The organism is Sphingorhabdus sp. Alg231-15 (assembly GCF_900149705.1).
Taxonomy (GTDB): domain Bacteria; phylum Pseudomonadota; class Alphaproteobacteria; order Sphingomonadales; family Sphingomonadaceae; genus Parasphingorhabdus.
Map to the genome: position 1 here is coordinate 1,836,071 of NZ_LT703001.1, position 16,914 is coordinate 1,852,984.

17 protein-coding genes and 1 tRNA gene are annotated in these 16,914 nt (G+C 51.8%); 11 read left to right on the top strand and 7 right to left on the bottom strand.

Annotated elements, in window-relative coordinates; all coding sequences use genetic code 11:
• Positions 1-2: 2 nt before the first annotated feature.
• From plsX to DG177_RS09080, 3 genes are all read left to right on the top strand, one after another.
• Positions 3-1,046 carry a phosphate acyltransferase PlsX gene (plsX, locus tag DG177_RS09070; protein WP_108811182.1) on the top strand — a complete coding sequence of 348 codons (1,044 nt, stop codon included), beginning with the start codon at positions 3-5 and terminating at the stop codon, positions 1,044-1,046.
• A complete protein-coding gene (locus DG177_RS09075; protein ID WP_108811183.1) occupies positions 1,043-2,014 on the top strand; it encodes a beta-ketoacyl-ACP synthase 3 in 972 nt (323 codons plus the stop codon). Before plsX ends, DG177_RS09075 begins: the two co-directional genes overlap by 4 nt.
• 153 nt (positions 2,015-2,167) lie before the next feature.
• Positions 2,168-3,208 carry a helix-turn-helix domain-containing protein gene (locus DG177_RS09080; RefSeq protein WP_108811184.1) on the top strand — a complete coding sequence of 347 codons (1,041 nt, stop codon included), beginning with the start codon at positions 2,168-2,170 and terminating at the stop codon, positions 3,206-3,208.
• A 35-nt stretch (positions 3,209-3,243) separates the two neighbouring features.
• Here the strand turns inward: DG177_RS09080 and DG177_RS09085 are convergent.
• Positions 3,244-3,318: transfer RNA gene (locus DG177_RS09085), tRNA-Val, on the bottom strand.
• 43 nt (positions 3,319-3,361) lie between these two features.
• Positions 3,362-3,739 (bottom strand): response regulator, encoded by a 378-nt coding sequence (locus tag DG177_RS09090; RefSeq protein ID WP_108811185.1) that lies wholly within the window; start codon positions 3,737-3,739, stop codon positions 3,362-3,364.
• Positions 3,740-3,881: 142 nt separating this feature from the next.
• Here DG177_RS09090 and DG177_RS09095 point away from each other — a divergent pair, with 142 nt between their 5' ends.
• Positions 3,882-4,775 (top strand): N-formylglutamate amidohydrolase, encoded by an 894-nt coding sequence (locus DG177_RS09095; RefSeq protein ID WP_108811186.1) that lies wholly within the window; start codon positions 3,882-3,884, stop codon positions 4,773-4,775.
• 369 nt (positions 4,776-5,144) lie between these two features.
• Here DG177_RS09095 and DG177_RS09100 read toward each other — a convergent pair whose 3' ends face one another.
• Positions 5,145-5,924, bottom strand: a complete 780-nt coding sequence (locus tag DG177_RS09100) for a SapC family protein (protein WP_108811187.1) — start codon at positions 5,922-5,924, stop codon at positions 5,145-5,147.
• Between the two features lie 48 nt (positions 5,925-5,972).
• Entirely contained in the window at positions 5,973-7,424 is a 1,452-nt protein-coding gene (locus tag DG177_RS09105; RefSeq protein ID WP_337658676.1) for an FAD-binding oxidoreductase, read from the bottom strand.
• 148 nt (positions 7,425-7,572) lie between these two features.
• On the opposite strand from DG177_RS09105, the gene DG177_RS09110 reads away from it, so the two are divergent.
• Together DG177_RS09110 and DG177_RS09115 are read left to right on the top strand one after the other, a co-directional pair.
• Entirely contained in the window at positions 7,573-8,067 is a 495-nt protein-coding gene (locus tag DG177_RS09110) for a hypothetical protein (RefSeq protein ID WP_108811189.1), read from the top strand.
• A 128-nt stretch (positions 8,068-8,195) separates the two neighbouring features.
• Positions 8,196-9,551 carry a DEAD/DEAH box helicase gene (locus DG177_RS09115; RefSeq protein ID WP_108811190.1) on the top strand — a complete coding sequence of 452 codons (1,356 nt, stop codon included), beginning with the start codon at positions 8,196-8,198 and terminating at the stop codon, positions 9,549-9,551.
• 38 nt (positions 9,552-9,589) lie between these two features.
• Here DG177_RS09115 and DG177_RS09120 read toward each other — a convergent pair whose 3' ends face one another.
• Together DG177_RS09120 and DG177_RS09125 are read right to left on the bottom strand one after the other, a co-directional pair.
• Positions 9,590-10,195: a hypothetical protein gene (locus DG177_RS09120; RefSeq protein ID WP_337658677.1), complete on the bottom strand. Its 606-nt coding sequence runs from the start codon at positions 10,193-10,195 to the stop codon at positions 9,590-9,592.
• Positions 10,196-10,241: 46 nt separating this feature from the next.
• Complete coding sequence (locus DG177_RS09125) at positions 10,242-11,669, bottom strand: sigma 54-interacting transcriptional regulator (RefSeq protein ID WP_108811192.1); 1,428 nt, start codon at positions 11,667-11,669, stop codon at positions 10,242-10,244.
• A 179-nt stretch (positions 11,670-11,848) separates the two neighbouring features.
• On the opposite strand from DG177_RS09125, the gene DG177_RS09130 reads away from it, so the two are divergent.
• Genes DG177_RS09130 through DG177_RS09150 form a run of 5 tightly spaced genes read left to right on the top strand, consistent with a single transcriptional unit; the run spans position 11,849 to position 15,640 of the window.
• The gene (locus DG177_RS09130; RefSeq protein WP_108811193.1) at positions 11,849-11,974 is read left to right on the top strand and encodes an aa3-type cytochrome c oxidase subunit IV; all 126 of its coding nucleotides are present in this window, start codon (positions 11,849-11,851) and stop codon (positions 11,972-11,974) included.
• Between the two features lie 12 nt (positions 11,975-11,986).
• The gene (locus DG177_RS09135) at positions 11,987-13,117 is read left to right on the top strand and encodes a Re/Si-specific NAD(P)(+) transhydrogenase subunit alpha (RefSeq protein ID WP_108811194.1); all 1,131 of its coding nucleotides are present in this window, start codon (positions 11,987-11,989) and stop codon (positions 13,115-13,117) included.
• Positions 13,118-13,127: 10 nt separating this feature from the next.
• Complete coding sequence (locus tag DG177_RS09140; RefSeq protein WP_066743604.1) at positions 13,128-13,424, top strand: NAD(P) transhydrogenase subunit alpha; 297 nt, start codon at positions 13,128-13,130, stop codon at positions 13,422-13,424.
• Between the two features lie 50 nt (positions 13,425-13,474).
• On the top strand, positions 13,475-14,896 hold the full coding sequence (locus DG177_RS09145; RefSeq protein ID WP_108812892.1) for an NAD(P)(+) transhydrogenase (Re/Si-specific) subunit beta: 1,422 nt from the start codon (positions 13,475-13,477) through the stop codon (positions 14,894-14,896).
• A gap of 48 nt (positions 14,897-14,944) precedes the next feature.
• Positions 14,945-15,640 carry an amino acid racemase gene (locus DG177_RS09150; RefSeq protein ID WP_108811195.1) on the top strand — a complete coding sequence of 232 codons (696 nt, stop codon included), beginning with the start codon at positions 14,945-14,947 and terminating at the stop codon, positions 15,638-15,640.
• Between the two features lie 94 nt (positions 15,641-15,734).
• Here DG177_RS09150 and DG177_RS09155 read toward each other — a convergent pair whose 3' ends face one another.
• The gene (locus tag DG177_RS09155) at positions 15,735-16,889 is read right to left on the bottom strand and encodes a GGDEF domain-containing protein (protein WP_337658678.1); all 1,155 of its coding nucleotides are present in this window, start codon (positions 16,887-16,889) and stop codon (positions 15,735-15,737) included.
• Between the last annotated feature and the right edge of the window lie 25 nt (positions 16,890-16,914).

Below are 16,914 nucleotides of genomic sequence, written 5' to 3' on the forward strand. Positions count from 1 at the left end.
GGATGAGGCCGCGAATCGCAATTGACGCGATGGGCGGCGATGTCGGCGCGCGCGTGATGGTTGCCGGCGCTGCTCTAGCCCGGCATCGGCACGAAGGTTTTCAATTCCTGTTTGTCGGTGATGAAAACGAGATCAAGGAAGCGCTGAAAAGCCATCCCAATCTTAGCGCCGCTTCCGAAATATTACACGCTGAAGATGTCGTTTCCGGTGATGCGAAACCCAGCCAGGCGCTACGCGGCTCCAAAAAGACATCAATGGGCATGGCAGTCGGCGCAGTTAAATCAGGCGAAGTAAGTGCTGCGGTGAGCGCCGGCAATACGGGTGCCCTGATGGCAATCTCGAAACTTGCGCTACGTACCATGCCGGGCATTGATCGTCCGGCCCTGGCGGCTTTGCTGCCAACCATGAAAGACAGCGACGTCGTGATGCTGGATCTTGGCGCCAATGCCGAGTGCGACAGCCGCAATCTGGTCCAATTTTCCGTAATGGGTGCAGCCTATAGCCGGATCATGCATGGCTTTGAAAAGCCAAAGGTGAAGCTGCTGAATATCGGAACAGAAGACGGTAAGGGTACAGGAACATTGCAAGTCGCTGCCGAAGCATTGAAAAATGCTGATGGCCTGGCAATGAACTTTCAAGGCTTCACGGAAGCGGACAAGATATCAACCGGCGAAGTTGATGTAATCGTGACAGACGGCTTCTCAGGCAATATTGCGCTAAAGGCGCTTGAGGGCACTGCACGCTTCGTCACCGATCTGTTGAAACGCAGTTTCCTAAGCTCTTTGCGCTCCAAGATCGGCTTTCTGATTTCTCGACCGGCGACAGAATTGCTGAAAGAACATCTCGATCCCAACAATCACAATGGAGCGGTTTTCCTGGGCCTGAACGGTGTCGTGGTAAAAAGCCATGGAAGTGCCGATGAAAAAGGCGTAGCCAATGCGGTAGAAGTTGCCGCAAGGTTGGTAGAGGACAGCATTTTGGAACGCATTAGCGAAGATCTGAATAAGATCAGCAGTTTACCTCCAGTGGAGTTAGCTGGCAAATGAGTGGCGCGACCGCCCGCCGCGCGGTCATTAAGGGGACCGGCTCGGCCCTGCCGCGGACGAAAGTGTCAAACGCTGAACTCGCAGAAAAAGTCGATACCACCGACGCATGGATTGTTGAACGCACCGGTATAAAATTTCGCCATATCGCAGAGGATGATGAAACAACGTCAAGTCTGGCGACAGCCGCGGCACGGCAAGCACTCGACATATCGGGACTGTCTGCTGATGATATTGATTTGATCGTATTGGCCACTGCAACGCCAGACCAGACCTTTCCCGCAACCGCAACGATCGTGCAACATGAACTGGGCTGCAACGGATGCGTTGCCTTTGATGTTGCGGCGGTCTGCTCGGGCTTTCTCTATGCGTTGTCCGTTGCAGAGAGCATGATACGCGCTGGCAGCGCACAAAATGCGATCGTTATCGGCGCGGAAACATTCAGTCGAATCCTGGACTGGGAAGACCGAGCGACCTGCGTATTATTTGGTGATGGCGCAGGTGCGATCATTCTTTCTGGCGAAGAAACAGAAAAAGGGGTGCTGTCGACGCGACTTCATGCAGATGGCGAGCATAACCAGTTACTTTATGTAGATGGGGGTGCGGGTACGACAGGAACGGTTGGAAAGCTTCGTATGAAGGGACGAGAAGTGTTTCGTCACGCCGTTGTCAATCTGTCATCAGTATTGACCGAGGCATTGGATGCCGCCGGTGAACAAATGGATGATGTTGACTGGGTTGTGCCGCATCAAGCCAACGCCCGTATATTGGATGCGACTGCCAAAAAACTAAACCTAGCGCCTGAAAAGGTAATCAAGACAGTGGATCAGCATGCAAATACGTCGGCGGCGTCGGTGCCTTTGGCGCTTGATGCTGCTGTTCGTGATGGCCGCATAAAACCGGATGATCTGCTGGTACTTGAAGCGATGGGCGGCGGTTTCACCTGGGGCGCAAGCGTCATTCGATACTGAAGGTCATTATGGATCAGGATAGAGCTACCTGAGCCTTCGTATCGACGCGATCAATGCGGTCCAAATGGGCAGCAGATGACTTGTTGATCGTCAAATTTACATTTTGGTCGAAAGAGCATTGAGCTTACAGATATCCTGGCCCTAGCTGTATCGATGGGGCAAACAAGTTACGACAATATAAGTGTTTCATCACAGTTTCTCAATCGACTCTTTCGCAGTTGCCTGGAGATTGGTGCGCGGAAACCTGTTCTGCTGGAAGCATTGGGCCTTGCCGAATCAGAACTGCGTGATCCGCGAACGAGATTTGGGAGCAACGCCGTCAGTGTCTTGTGTCACACGACAGCTCAGGAACTTGGCAGCGATACCATATTGTCCGATATTGGCAGGGAAATGATGCCCTCCGGTTTCTCAGATTTTAGTCATGCAGCAATGTTTGGACCAACTTTGAGAGATGTACTGCAGGCTGCTGCAGCGGCACTTGATTTCGGTATGCATAGACCGCTTCTCAATTGGCAGGAGCTTGGTCATCAATGCCGTTTGACCTGGGATCGCGAATCAGATGCGGCCGACGAACTGGTTGCTGTGGTTTTTTCAATCCTGTGTCATGTTGCTCAGACGATAACGCGGGGCGGACCCCCGGTGATTAAGGCTGCATGTTTCCGCAACAGGGGAGGGAAAAACTACGACAGTTTGATCAGTACAGAATATCGTGCACCCAAATTATCATGTTTTTTCAATCAACCAGATACCTGTCTGGAATTTCATCAGAGCCTTGTCGATCTGCCCAATCCTTTCCGCAATGCGGCGGTTGTGCGGACTGCAGGACAACAGTTCGCCCAGTTTCAGATTAATGGGGAAAAATCGGTTCCATTGGCTAAACTGAGCTATAATTACCTGTTTCATTTGCTAGACAAATCAGGACTCGGTCTTGACGCGGCTGCGGCCACCTTCGGAATGGCCGAACGAACTCTACGGCGCAAGCTCGTTGCGGAAGGTGCCTCCTTCCGGCAGATATTGGAACAAGTACGCCGCGATACCTGTCAGCTCTATTTCCTTGAAGGCACACGTTCCCTTTCGGAAATTGCGACCAAATTGGGTTATAGTGAATTGAGTGCCTTCACCCGGGCATATACGGCGTGGCATGGTCGTTCACCCAGCCGAGATCTCGCAGCGCATATCGCGCTCGCTGCCTGACTATGGTGCATTTTCTGATACATGATTAAGAAAAATGGTGGGCGTAGAGAGAGTTGAACTCCCGACCCCTTCGATGTCAACGAAGTGCTCTACCACTGAGCTATACGCCCACGCTGCAGGCCGTCTAGCTACCCCCTAGACAGGGTGCAAGACTTAATTCAGTTCACCGATACTATCTGGTTCAAATAGCCGTTGCACTTCAAGAACGAGATCCTTCAAATGGAACGGCTTTGAGAGAATTTTTGCCTTCGGTACCGATTCACCGGCACGCAAGGTCACACCAGAAAATCCTGTAATGAACATGACTTGCGTATCAGGAGATACTTTGGCGCAATGCTGAGCCAACTCGATACCATCCATCTCTGGCATGACAATATCGGTCAGCAATAGATCAAATTTCTCTGCTTCGAGATAGGGCAAAGCTGCTGTCCCGCGATCGACCGCGACGACATCATAATTAGATTTTTGCAACGCGCGCGTCAGATGTTCACGCATAGCCTGTTCATCTTCCGCAAGAAGAATTCTTATCATTTTCGGGCCATTCCCTGTCGTTATAGTCTTCAAAAACTAAAGCGTTTATGCCTAAACTTAACTATAGGAGCAAATCTCTTAATATTTTGGTTCTGTGAGCTCTTTTTATGCGATATTGGGAAAAGGAACGAGTGAGAACATAATGACCAATCAAAATATCGATAGTTTGAGCGATATTGAGGCTCTCGGTGGTCCTTTTTCCTCCTATAATATCAACAACCTGCAATTTCCGCTCCTGATCAGCGTCCCGCATGCAGGGCGAGTATATCCCGATCAAATAATGGAGAATCTAGCCGTATCTGCGGCGCATCTTTTGCGGTTGGAAGATCGGTATGCCGATCGCCTCGCCAGCACGGCTATCGCTTGCGGTTTTCCGGCAATTATTGCTCACCGGCCTCGGGCATGGGTAGATTTGAACCGCAATCGATCAGAAATTGATGCTGATATGATCGTTGATTTGACCACATCTCAAGTACCTGCACCCAGCAGGAAGGTTCGCGGAGGTCTGGGCGTCGTGCCCAGCCGCTTGCACGGTGTTGGCAGCTTGTGGAGGAAAAAGTGGCAATGGAAAGACATAGATCACCGTCTGAATAGCTGTCATGAACCCTATCATGACAGCATTGCCGGAATATTAGAGCGGATGCGCCTTAAATTCGGCTGTGCCATTTTATTGGATCTGCACAGCATGCCGCCATTGGATGAAGATCAAGGAAATGCCGATATCGTTATCGGCGATCGATTTGGTCGCAGTGCGGGCTCACGCTACTCAGAGCTTTCCATGTCCTTCTTTCAGCAATCTGGAGTCCAGGCACGGCTAAACCATCCTTACGCCGGCGGATATATTTTGGAGCGCCACAGCAAGGTCGAGAAAGATATTCATGCCCTGCAGTTGGAAGTCAGCCGCCGCTATTATCTGGATGAATCACTGCAGGAACCCGGTTGCCGGTTACCGGAGATGGCCGGCCACATTGCTAATCTGGCTTCACGATTGGCCGGACAGATAGACAAGCAGTTTCTGCTCACTGCCGCCGAGTAAACGACAGTTATAGCAAAGCTAAAAAAAACCACCCCGCCATTACGGCGAGGTGGCCAAGGTTCAGGGAGGTGGCATTCAAAGAATGCCGGTACAGATCCAATCGGGGGATGTGAACCTGTACGACTCGTAATGTGGTCTCTTGTGCAACGAGTTGCAAGACCCAATCACGAAATTATTGGTCCGATTCTGTGTTATCGGGAAAGCCACCCCAAATAGAAGTGAGATAATTGGACCCGATCAAGTCCTCAGGGACCAGTTGATGCTTTCGAAAAAAGGATCTTATAAATCCAATGATCCAGTGAAGCGCCTAATAAAACGATAGTTTACTTCACTGGATCACAAATATTCTCAAAGGCCTGATAGCGCCATTTAGACAGTTGGAGCCTCAGTTACCTGGGGCACCTTACCTGCTTCAACTTGCTTCGCGAAGACCTCACGCATGATCTGGAGCGAGAAAAGATGCGCATAGATTAGAGGCAACATGCCGTTCTGGTTAATTTTGCGCAGTTCATCGCCGCGCATGTCCCGAAGCTTTTCCTCATTGACCATCTGAAAACCGCGATAGACGAACGGCTTTTCAACGCCGGTCTGCTGGATAGCAACTTCACCATCCATCAACAGATCCAGTTTCTTCAGTTCCTCGACAAACTGGCCAGTACGTTGACCAGCCTGTTCAAATTGTTCACAAAACTCCAGGATACTCTTGGTCTTTTCGCTAGGCTGGTCTTTGTCAAAAAGCGCCTCGCCATCTTTATAATCTCCGATGGCTCCTGTTGTAGGATCAAAGCAGAGCGATAGCTCGTCGGCATCAGGCCGCAATTTTGCGAGCATGAATGGATAGCGGCGCACATAAGCAGGAACGTAGGCAGGTTGGTTGAAACGGCCATCTTCACCCATGAACGTGTTCACACCTTCGTTCAGCCCCATCAAGATCAGAGGAACGCTATTTTCACCCACTGAGAAGACAATGGGATAGTTGCGGGCGGCATTGGAAAACTCATCAACTGTCAAGGGAATCGCGTGCTGTTCTTGCATAAAGGACGCATCATCCAGCCCTTTGACTTTCCAGCCTCCATGTTCTTTAGAATTGAGCGGAACCAAATCCTTGTAGAACATAGGAAGAGCTTGAGCTTGCGGCGCGCTGGCCATAATTTTTCTCCAAAATAGATTACTGTAAACTTGTCTGTTGGGGCTGCTTTAAGAGGCTGGCGTTGCAGACGCAAGCGGAACTAGTTTGCCCGGATTCATTATATTTTGCGGATCAATCGCTTGCTTTATTGCGCGCAGCGTCAAAGTCCGAGCATCGCCGGAAAGGCGCGCCAGCTCGTCGCGCTTAGATTGACCTATGCCATGTTCGGCAGAAATAGAACCACCTGTTGCCACGACGAGATCATGAACCATTGGTGAAACTGTCTGAGAAGACTGCAGCATCCATTTCACCCCTTCAGGGCCGGTGGTCACGTCGTCAGGTGCCTTCACATGAAAATGGACATTGCCGTCTCCCATATGGCCAAAAGCCGCTACTTTTGTGCCCGAGAATGCGGTTTCAATCTGCGCACCGGCCTCAGTTATAAAATCTGCCATTTGCGCCACCGGTACACTGATATCATGTTGCAGCGCCGGACCATCAGTTCGTTCTGCTTCAGAAATCGAATCACGGATTTTCCAGAATGCCTCGGCGTGGTTTTCGTTCTCAGCAATCGCAGCGTCGCTAATAAGATCTTTTTCAATCGCCTCGGTTAGCAATGATTCAACCACTTCACGTGGATCAGCCGCACCGGGTTGGTCGCGCACAAATTCAACCAAGACATTCCATGGCGCCCCCTGTTCCAATGGCGGGCGCGTATCAGGAATATGTTTTAACACCGAGTCCAGGCAGGTCCTCGGAATGATTTCAAAGCCTTCCAATGATTGATTTTCACGGGAGCAAAGAAACTTGAACAGCTGGTGGGCCGCTTGCGGAGAAGCCACGCCAGCCCAAGCTACACAGCGGTCAATCAAAGCCGGAACCGTTTTGAGCGTCGCGCCAGTCACGATACCCAGCGTTCCCTCTCCACCAATAAGCAGCTGTTTAAGATCATAACCACGATTGTCTTTTTTGAGCGCCGACAATCCATTATAGATGCTACCATCAGGCAATACCGCTTCCAGCCCAGCAACCAGTGCCCGCATCGTGCCGTGCCGCAAAACCTGAGTGCCACCGGCATTGGTTGATACAAGGCCGCCAATGGTCGCCGATCCCTTGCCGCCCAGCGTCAGTGGGAAACGTTGGCCATGCTCGTCTAGTGCCTCGTGAAAATTCTGGAGGATGACGCCGGCATCGCAGACCGCCAGTTGATCTCCAGATGCGATCTCGCGGATTCGGTTCATTCGGCGCAGCGAGAGCAGAACAGATTCGCCTTCTGGATTAGGTGTAGCACCTCCGACCATTCCGCTATTACCACCCTGAGGAACGAGCGAAATCGCATGGGCATGAGCGACTTTGACTATTTCTGAAACTTCCTTGGTGCTGGCTGGTGAAAGGAGGGCAAGCGCCTTTCCAGTATAGCGACCACGCCAATCAGTCAGCCAAGGTTCCATATCGTCAGGCGCGCTGGTAAAACCCTTTGGCCCGACAATTTCAGCCATGCTCTTTAACCAATCGGCCATTTCCGACATCATATGCTCCAGAATTTAAGGGACTTTCCAGAATATAGCGGCATTGCTACCAAAGGCCAAGAAATGAGTAGAAAAGATAGTTCATCAATTGTTCAATCTGCACCGTTATAGGCATGATGATGATAACTAGGGGTTTTCGGTGAGTCTTACACTCTATGCATCATTGCTGTTGGCGGCACCGGTCGCCTCAGAGCTGCCCGAAACCGGTATTCCCGACAAGACCGAGGGTTTTTTTGTTGCCCCCGCTGGACAACGATTTGCACAAGTGCGGATCGAAAAACGGGTCATTATCCGGGTACCACGTCGCCGACCGTTAATGGCTTCAGCGATGGCGGATATTGCCCGTTCATCTCGGCCAACAACTTATAAGCAAAAGAAAATTGGCAAATGCCTTCCGATGCGAAGCATATTGGGAGTCCAGAGATTTGGGGAACGGTATCTGGATCTGGTGACTAGGGACCGCAAACAAATCCGCGCGCGCCTGAAAAAAAAATGCCAGGCGCGTAGCTTCTATTCCGGATTCTACATGGAAAAATCGAGTGACGGCAAAATCTGCACCGACAGGGATGTTTTACATTCCCGGACAGGCTCCAAATGCGAGATTGACAGATTTCGACTTTTGGTTCCGGAGTGACTATTCCCGTCTAACGATCTGATAGTTCCAGATAGCTTGACAAAAGCGGCGTTTCGCACCATCCCCCGGTAAAGCTTTTACAAGCTTGTTGATTGTGCGTAAATGCACCGTAATTTTCCGGAAACACTATGAAATTCGCCGACCTCGGCCTCTCTGATGAATTGTTGAAAGCCGTAGCAGATGCCGGCTATGATGAGCCCACGCCCATTCAGGCGCAGGCCATACCTCCCGTGCTGATGATGAAGGACATTATCGGCATTGCACAGACCGGAACCGGTAAGACGGCAAGCTTTGTCTTGCCCATGATCGACATTCTGGCGCATGGGCGCTCCAGGGCCAGAATGCCGCGCTCCCTAATTCTGGAACCGACACGGGAACTGGCGGCTCAAGTCGCTGAGAATTTTGAGAAATATGGCAAGAATCATAATTTGAGCATGGCGCTTTTGATCGGCGGTGTATCAATGGGCGATCAGATCAAGGCACTGGAAAAAGGTGTCGATGTATTGATCGCAACACCGGGCCGGTTGATGGATCTTTTTGAGCGTGGCCGCATCTTGATGTCCGGCTGTGAACTGCTCGTGATCGACGAAGCAGATCGCATGCTTGATATGGGCTTCATTCCGGATATCGAGCAGATCTGTTCAAAACTGCCGACAACCCGGCAGACCATGTTGTTCTCCGCTACGATGCCGCCGCCAATCAAGAAACTGTCTGATCAGTTTCTCAACAATCCGAAATCTGTTGAGGTATCGCGGCCAGCAACTGCCAACACATCTATTGACCAATCAATTATCCATGTCGCGCCTAAGGCAAAGCGCAAACTACTCTATGGCATATTAGACAATGAGGGTGTCGATACCGCGATTATCTTTTGCAACCGCAAAACCGAAGTGCGCGATCTTTGCCAGCAAATGCGCAAGGATGGTTTTGATGCTGGGCAGATTCATGGCGATATGGACCAAAGCTCTCGCCTTGCAGAGCTCGACCGCTTTAAATCCGGCGAGATCAATATCTTGTGCGCCTCCGATGTCGCAGCCCGGGGGCTGGACATCAAGGGCGTCAGTCATGTGGTGAATTACGACATTCCCTGGCATCCCGATGACTATATCCACCGGATCGGTCGTACGGGCCGGGCGGGTGCGACTGGTGTTGCTATTACATTTGTCACCAATCGTGATGATGAACATGTTGATAGCATTCAAAAACTTACCGGCATGAAACTTCCAGTGCGGGACAGCAAGTCGGTCAAGCCTGAGAAAAAGCAGGGCAGCAAAAAACCGATTGCTGACAAGCCAAAGAGCCACAAGCCCAAAAAGCAACCTTCTGATGACCAACAGATGGCCGCTCAAAAGCGTCCGGAAAAAACCGCGAAGAAAGATGCCAAATTAAGAAAACAAAGCCCGACTGAAGACAAAGTCAATGAAGGTGATGATGGCTGGAATGGCCCAGTTCCAGGGTTCCTCGATGCAAAACTAGACCGCTAGCAATAAGTCCATTCATCAATGGACTGACCAGATGGTGGCTATTGCAGTGTCAGACTATCCAAAATCTGCTTTGCCAGTGGATCAATGGTTTCGGCGCTATCCACCGGGTAGGTGATTGCCGCTTTGATCATTGTTCCATCTGGTTTGCGAAGGATGCGTTGCGCAGTTTTGGTGCCTTCTTCAATAAGACCGGATGCCCGATATTCATTTTCGTTCACATAGTCACCGGTCATAGCTTCACCGGCATTTTCAAGCTCGGTTACAGCTGCGGCAAGATCAGCATCTTCCCGATTTTCGATCCAGCCAGCAGTAAGCTTTGCCTTTGATTGCGCGTCGTCAAACACACGGCCATTGTCGTCGCTGGCCGTTTCATCAGCTGCCCAATCTTTCGGAACCATGATCGAAAATCCCCGAAGAGCATTGGCGTAGCTGGTCATCTCGGCGCTATCTATAACCGGTGCGTCGCCGTCTGCATTGGCCGCAGCCTCTTCGTCGCGAATAGCCTTACTGGCAGCATCTGCTTGCTCGGCCAGTTCTTCACTCGACGGCACGTCACCAACGGCCTCTTGTTTGCCGCAGGAAGAAAGAATCAGAACAGCAGAAAGAGCTGCAGAAATCGAGAATGAAGGTCGCATGTTTGTCATAGATGGTAGACTTAGGGAGTGAAGCCCTAAACATCAACTGGGAAGATCAGGCCGCGTTATCGATTCCCAGATCTGCCAGTTTGCGGTAAAGAGTCGAACGGCCAATGCCGAGCCGGCGCGCGACCTCTGTCATCCGGCCGCGATAATGGCCGATTGCCAAGCGAATGACATCGGCTTCAATCTCTTCAAGCGGTCGAAGGTTACCGTCTTCACTATATAGCGTGATTCCAATACCTTCGGGGCTACTGGCCACATGGTGATGCTCATCTCCAGATTCCGCTACAAAGGAAGCGATCTGAGGAAACTCATCGCAGGTCAGTGCATCGCGGTCACACATTACAGCCGCTCTGAACAAAACGCTTTGCAACTGACGGACATTGCCTGGCCATTGATAACTGCGCAGCAGGTTGAGCGCTTCATCAGTAATACCAAGGCTGCGCAGACCGGGCTGGAGCGCAAGGCGCGACAGAAAATGACGCGCCAGTGCCGGTATGTCACCGGTGCGATCACGCAAAGGTGGAATAGTCAATTGAACGACATTCATCCGGTAATAGAGATCTTCGCGGAACCGTTCCTTTTTGACCTCCTGATCAAGAGTACGGTTTGTGGCCGCAATGATCCGTACATCAATCTGAAAGCTGTTCGGGCTGCCCAAAGGCTGAATTTCTGATGTTTTCAGGAAGCGCAGCAGGCGAACTTGAGTCTCGGCTGGTATCCGGTCCACCTCATCGAGGAAGATTGTCCCGCCTTCGGCTTGCTGCAGCAAACCAATTTTCCGGTCAAATGCGCCAGTAAACGCACCTTTTTCATGACCGAAGAGAATCGAATCGAGCAAATTTCCCGTAATCGCACCACAGTTGATTTTCAGCATGGGCAGTTTGGAACGCGGACTCGCAGCGTGAATGGCGTCGGCAATCACTTCTTTGCCAACACCGCCTTCGCCCTCAATCAGGACAGGAACCCGGGCCCGCGCCGCTTTGGCGGCAATAGCCAAGGCCGCACGAAAGGCAGGAGCTGCACCAACAATTTCTTCAAACTCCAGTGGTGCAGAAATTTTTTCGGTCAGCGGCTGTAATTCACCAACCTCCTTTGAGCTTTCAACCGCCGTTGTGAGCGCTTGCAGCATCTGCTCCGGCGCCACGGGCTTGATGAGATAATCGGTTGCACCAGCCCGAACCGCATTTACGGCTTCGGTCACTGAACCAACGGCAGTAAGCATCAAGATTGGCAGGGCCGGTCGACGGGATTTGAGTTCGGCAATCAGTTCGGTGGCTTCTGGGCCTGGCACCCAATGATCAAGAATGATCGCATCAAGCATCATGCCATCTTGTGTACCCAATGTCGCGATCGCGGTTTCGGCGTCACGCGCAAAGATGGTGCGATAGCCGGCCCGCGATGCAAGGGCGGAGATCAACCGGCATTGTGCCGGCTCATCGTCGATTAACATCAGCAATTTTGTGCCGTTTTGAGCCATTTTTATCCCATATGTGCCAGAATGAACCAATAATGTAGCAACGAGGGGTAAAGACCGGATTAAGAAGGGCTGATATTTTCTATCACTCTTATTAGGATAAATCACGCCGCGGGGCCTTGAGCGATACGATATATATGGTTAGAGCAGCGACAATCTTTATTCGAATATTTGGAGGAACCATGGCTTCTGATAACAATATGAAATCGGCAGAAGAGAATTACGGCCGCTTTTTGTCCTGGCTGAAGATCGGATCGATCATCACAGCTCTGGTTACGATATTGGTCATCATCCTCATTGTCAGCTGATTGGAATAATCCTTGAAAATTGCGGTATTGAAAGAACTCGCCGACGGTGAGCAGCGGGTTAGTGCTTCCCCGGAAACGGTAAAGAAGTTCACGGCACTGGGCGCCACCATGGCGGTGGAAGAAGGGGCTGGTCTGTCTGCATCGATTGCGGATGCGGACTATGAAGCACAAGGGGCCAGCATTGGCACGCGCGCGGCGGTGTTGAAAGATGCCGATATTGTGCTGGGCGTGCAGGGTCCGGAACCAAAATCGCTGAAGGGTATGAGAAAGGGCGCATGGCTGGTGGCCAGCCTCAACCCATTTGGGGAGCGGGCGCGAGTTGATGAATATGCCGCGCTGGGCATTGATGCTCTGGCTATGGAATTCATGCCGCGGATCACCCGCGCGCAGTCGATGGATATCTTGTCCTCACAATCGAACTTGTCCGGTTACAAAGCAGTGATCGAAGCCGGTTCCCATTATGGCCGTGCTTTTCCGATGATGATGACCGCTGCTGGCACGGTGTCGGCGGCAAAATGCTTTGTCATGGGTGTCGGTGTCGCCGGTCTGCAGGCCATTGCGACGGCGCGTCGGCTGGGCGCACAGGTTTCAGCAACCGATGTACGGGCTGCAACCAAGGAACAAATTCAATCGCTTGGCGCCAAACCTATTTTTGTCGAAGATGTCGCAGGCATCGAAGGCGAAGGCACCGGCGGCTATGCCACCGAAATGAGCGAGGAATATCAAAAGGCGCAGGCTGAACTGGTATCCAAGCATATCGCCAAACAGGACATCGTGATCACCACCGCGTTAATCCCGGGACGCCCGGCACCGCGACTGATCAGTGACGCCCAGATTGCCACGATGCGTGCCGGCAGCGTGATTGTCGATCTGGCCGCAGAACAAGGCGGTAATGTCGAGGGCGCTGTCGCCGGCAAGGTTGTAGAAAAGCATGGCGTAAAGATTTACGGTGCGAACAATATGCCCTCGACCTTGGCTGCGGATAGCTCCGCATTGTTTGCCCGCAACCTCTATAATTTCCTCAGCGCCTATTGGGATGAAGAGGCCAAGCGGCCCGTCCTTCCGGATGATGATGAAGTGACGATTGGCATCCGTCTGACCAAAGACGGCAAAGTTGTGAACGAGCGCCTTCTGGCGAGCTAAGGGCAAAAAAATGGACTTTATATCAATTCTCTCAATTTTCGTGATGGCCTGTTTTGTGGGCTATTATGTGGTCTGGTCAGTGACGCCGGCGCTTCATACGCCGCTTATGGCGGTGACCAATGCGATTAGCTCGGTGATCATTGTCGGGGCCTTGATAGCGGCTGCTGCGGGATCGCAGGCTGATGGTGGTCAGACCGCGAAATGGCTGGGGCTGGTGGGTGTTGTTCTGGCCAGCGTGAACATATTTGGCGGCTTTGCCGTGACCGAGCGGATGCTCGCAATGTACAAGAAAAAGGAGCGCAAATAATGCGCGCATTATTGGGGGGCGCAGCGGCGCTATTTTTCGCGACGCCAGCGATGGCGGCATCGGGCGAAGCGGTTAATCCATGGGTCGCCGTGGCCTATCTAATCTCTGGCGTCCTGTTCATTCTCGCTCTGCGCGGTCTGTCCTCGCCGGAATCCAGTCGACGCGGCAATCGTTTTGGCATGATCGGCATGCTGATCGCCGTGGTCACAACACTGGTCACCCATGACATTGCCAGCTTGCCAGAAATCGGTGTTGCGATAGCCATTGGTGGCGCGATTGGTTTCATCATTGCCCGACGTATTCCCATGACCGATATGCCGCAGCTTGTTGCGGCTTTTCACAGTCTTGTTGGTATGGCAGCGGTGCTGGTCGGTATTGCCGCCTATCTCAATCCCGGGGCGTTCAATATTCTCGACTCAGCGGGCGAGATACTGGTCGTCAGCCGGATCGAACTGGGCTTGGGCGTTGCCATTGGCGCGATTACCTTCTCTGGTTCGGTTATCGCTTTCCTGAAACTCAACGGCAATATGTCCGGAGCGCCGATCATGCTGCCCGGCCGCCATGTCATCAATCTCGGCGTGCTCGCGGGTATCATCGGCCTGACCGCCTATTTCGCGGTCCTGCCAACTGTCGAGACAGCGATGGTCTTTTGGATCATTGTCGCGCTGGCCTTTGTTATCGGCTTCCTGCTGATCATCCCCATTGGCGGCGCGGATATGCCGGTCGTGGTGTCGATGCTGAACAGCTATTCCGGTTGGGCAGCAGCGGCCATGGGCTTTACGCTGGGTAACACTGCCATGATCATTACCGGTGCGCTGGTCGGTTCCTCTGGTGCGATCCTCTCTTACATCATGTGTAAGGCTATGAACCGCAGCTTCATCAGCGTCATCGCTGGCGGCTTCGGTGCCGACAGTGGGCCATCAGAAGGGGCAGAGAAGATCGATCGGCCATGGAAACGCGGCAGCGCCGAAGACGCGGCATATATGATGAAGCAAGCGGAAAATGTCATCATCGTGCCTGGTTACGGCATGGCGGTGGCACAGGCTCAGCATGCTTTGCGGGAAATGGGTGATATGCTCAAAGAAGAAGGCGTCAGCGTCAAATATGCCATCCACCCTGTGGCGGGACGGATGCCGGGCCATATGAATGTGCTGCTCGCCGAAGCCAATGTGCCTTATGACGAGGTGTTCGAGCTGGAAGATATCAATAGCGAGTTTGCGCAAGCCGATGTCGCTTTTGTCATCGGCGCCAATGACGTGGTCAATCCGGCGGCCAAAACCGATAAGGGATCACCGATTTACGGCATGCCGGTTTTCGATGTCGACAAAGCCAAGACGATCTTCTTCATCAAGCGCTCGATGGGCGGAGTCGGCTATGCCGGCGTCGACAATGAAGTATTTTACATGGATCAGACCATGATGCTGTTGTCCGATGCGAAGAAAATGTGCGAGGATATCGTCAAATCGCTTTAGGATGATCCGATTCCTGTAGAGCGGCTCACTTTATCAGGGATATAATCAATGCGTAAATTAGGTCTGATTGGCGGGATGTCCTGGGTCTCGACCGAGAGCTATTATCGCCGGATCAACGGTGAAGTACAGCGTAAGCTGGGCGGGTTTGCGAGTGCGCATCTGCTGATCGAAAGCGTCAATTTCAATGACTATGCGCGTCTACAGTCGGACGATGACTGGGATGCGGCGGCAGGACTGATGACCCGCTCGGCCAAACGTCTGGAAGCATCGGGCGCCACTGCGATACTGATCTGCTCCAACGCCATGCACAAAATCTACGAACAGGTTGCGCCTGAAGTCGGTGTGCCAATTCTTCATATTGCCGATTGCGTTGGTGACAAGATGATTGCGGACGGGATCAAGACCGCAACCTTGCTGGGTACACGCAATGTGATGACCGAGGGCTTCTACCGCAAACGGCTGGTCGGCAAGGGCATTACCCTAACCCCGCCGAACGAAGACCGGGTCGAGGAGATTGAACGGATCATCTACGAGGAACTGATGTTCAACCAAGTGAAGCGCGATTCGGAGCGAACATTGAAAACCTTCATCACCAATATCGCCAAACAGGAAGTCGAAGCCGTTGTGCTAGGCAGCACTGAACTTGATCTGATCATCGATACCAAGGCCAATATTCTGCCAATTTATAACAGCACCGAAATCCATGCCGATGCCGCCGTCGACTGGATCTTGACGGAGAAATAATCGCACAGCGCTGGCTTGGCATGGCGGCCCTGATATATCTGTTTAGCTGCTTTATCCGTTTCCAAGGCAATGACCACACGCAAGTTATGTGTAGCTAATACCGCTCCATATATCTGATTTTGCTAATCATATTGTCATTGGACGCTTCCGCCACGCAATTGCGGCCATCGGCTTTGGCTTCATAAAGGGCTCGATCCGCCCGCCTTAATGCCATGGCAAAGCTCTCGTCTTCAGCAATAATAGATATGCCAAAGCTGGCTGTGACTCTTTCGGAATCGCCAATTTCCGGGTGCGCAAGCATACCAACGGACAATCTGAGATGTTGAGCCACCACCAAGCGATCCGCTGAACTCGGTCCATCCAAAATGACGACAAACTCCTCACCGCCAATTCGGGCAACTTTGCCCAGTGTTCCAGTGACCCTTTGCAGGATTGTTGCGGCACGTATCAATATTTTGTCGCCAGTTTCATGCCCGAAATTGTCATTTACCCTTTTAAACAGATCTAGATCGATAATCATGATCGCTCGATCAGCCGCACTTTCTTCCGAAAGTTCCTTGATTATATATTGATCCAATCCGCGCCGGTTCATGATTCCGGTAAGCGGATCGATTGTCGCCGCCCTTTGGAGCTTTTCAATAGTATCATGCCCAACAACAATCAGCATGACGACACCGCAGGCCAGACCGCAAAATGCACTGGTTGCATGCAGCAGGATTGCAAAGGTGGAATGTTGATAGTCTGCCACCGTATGAGCGGCGTCCAAGACATCATAAACGATATAGGGGCGTAGAAAGTACATCGAGCACAACGCGGCAACTATGACGAACATGATATTCTCAAGAGCGCCACTTCGGTTCTTCCAAAGCAGCGGTAACGCGCACATCAGAATCAATCCTGCCGTAACGGACGAGAACACCGATCGCATGATGACATCTGTTTGAACAAAACTGAACCAGAGCAACAGGACAAACCCAATGCCTACAATTCCGCCTATTCTCCGAGACGGGTAGCTGGATTTATAGCGATCAAAAAGACCCAGAACCATGGCAATGCTGAAGCACCAGAACAATGTTTTTGCGATGATGTCGGATATCACCGGGTCTAGAATCGCGCGACTGATATCCATCAAAAACGCGGCGAGGCCAGCGATATAGGCCAAGGCAAGCCAACCGGCCATGCGTTGCTTTGAATCCCGCAAATAAATGATCGCAAATACACTCGCAAACAGCACAAGAATGACGATCATCAAGCCGCGAAAAACTAGATTTGGT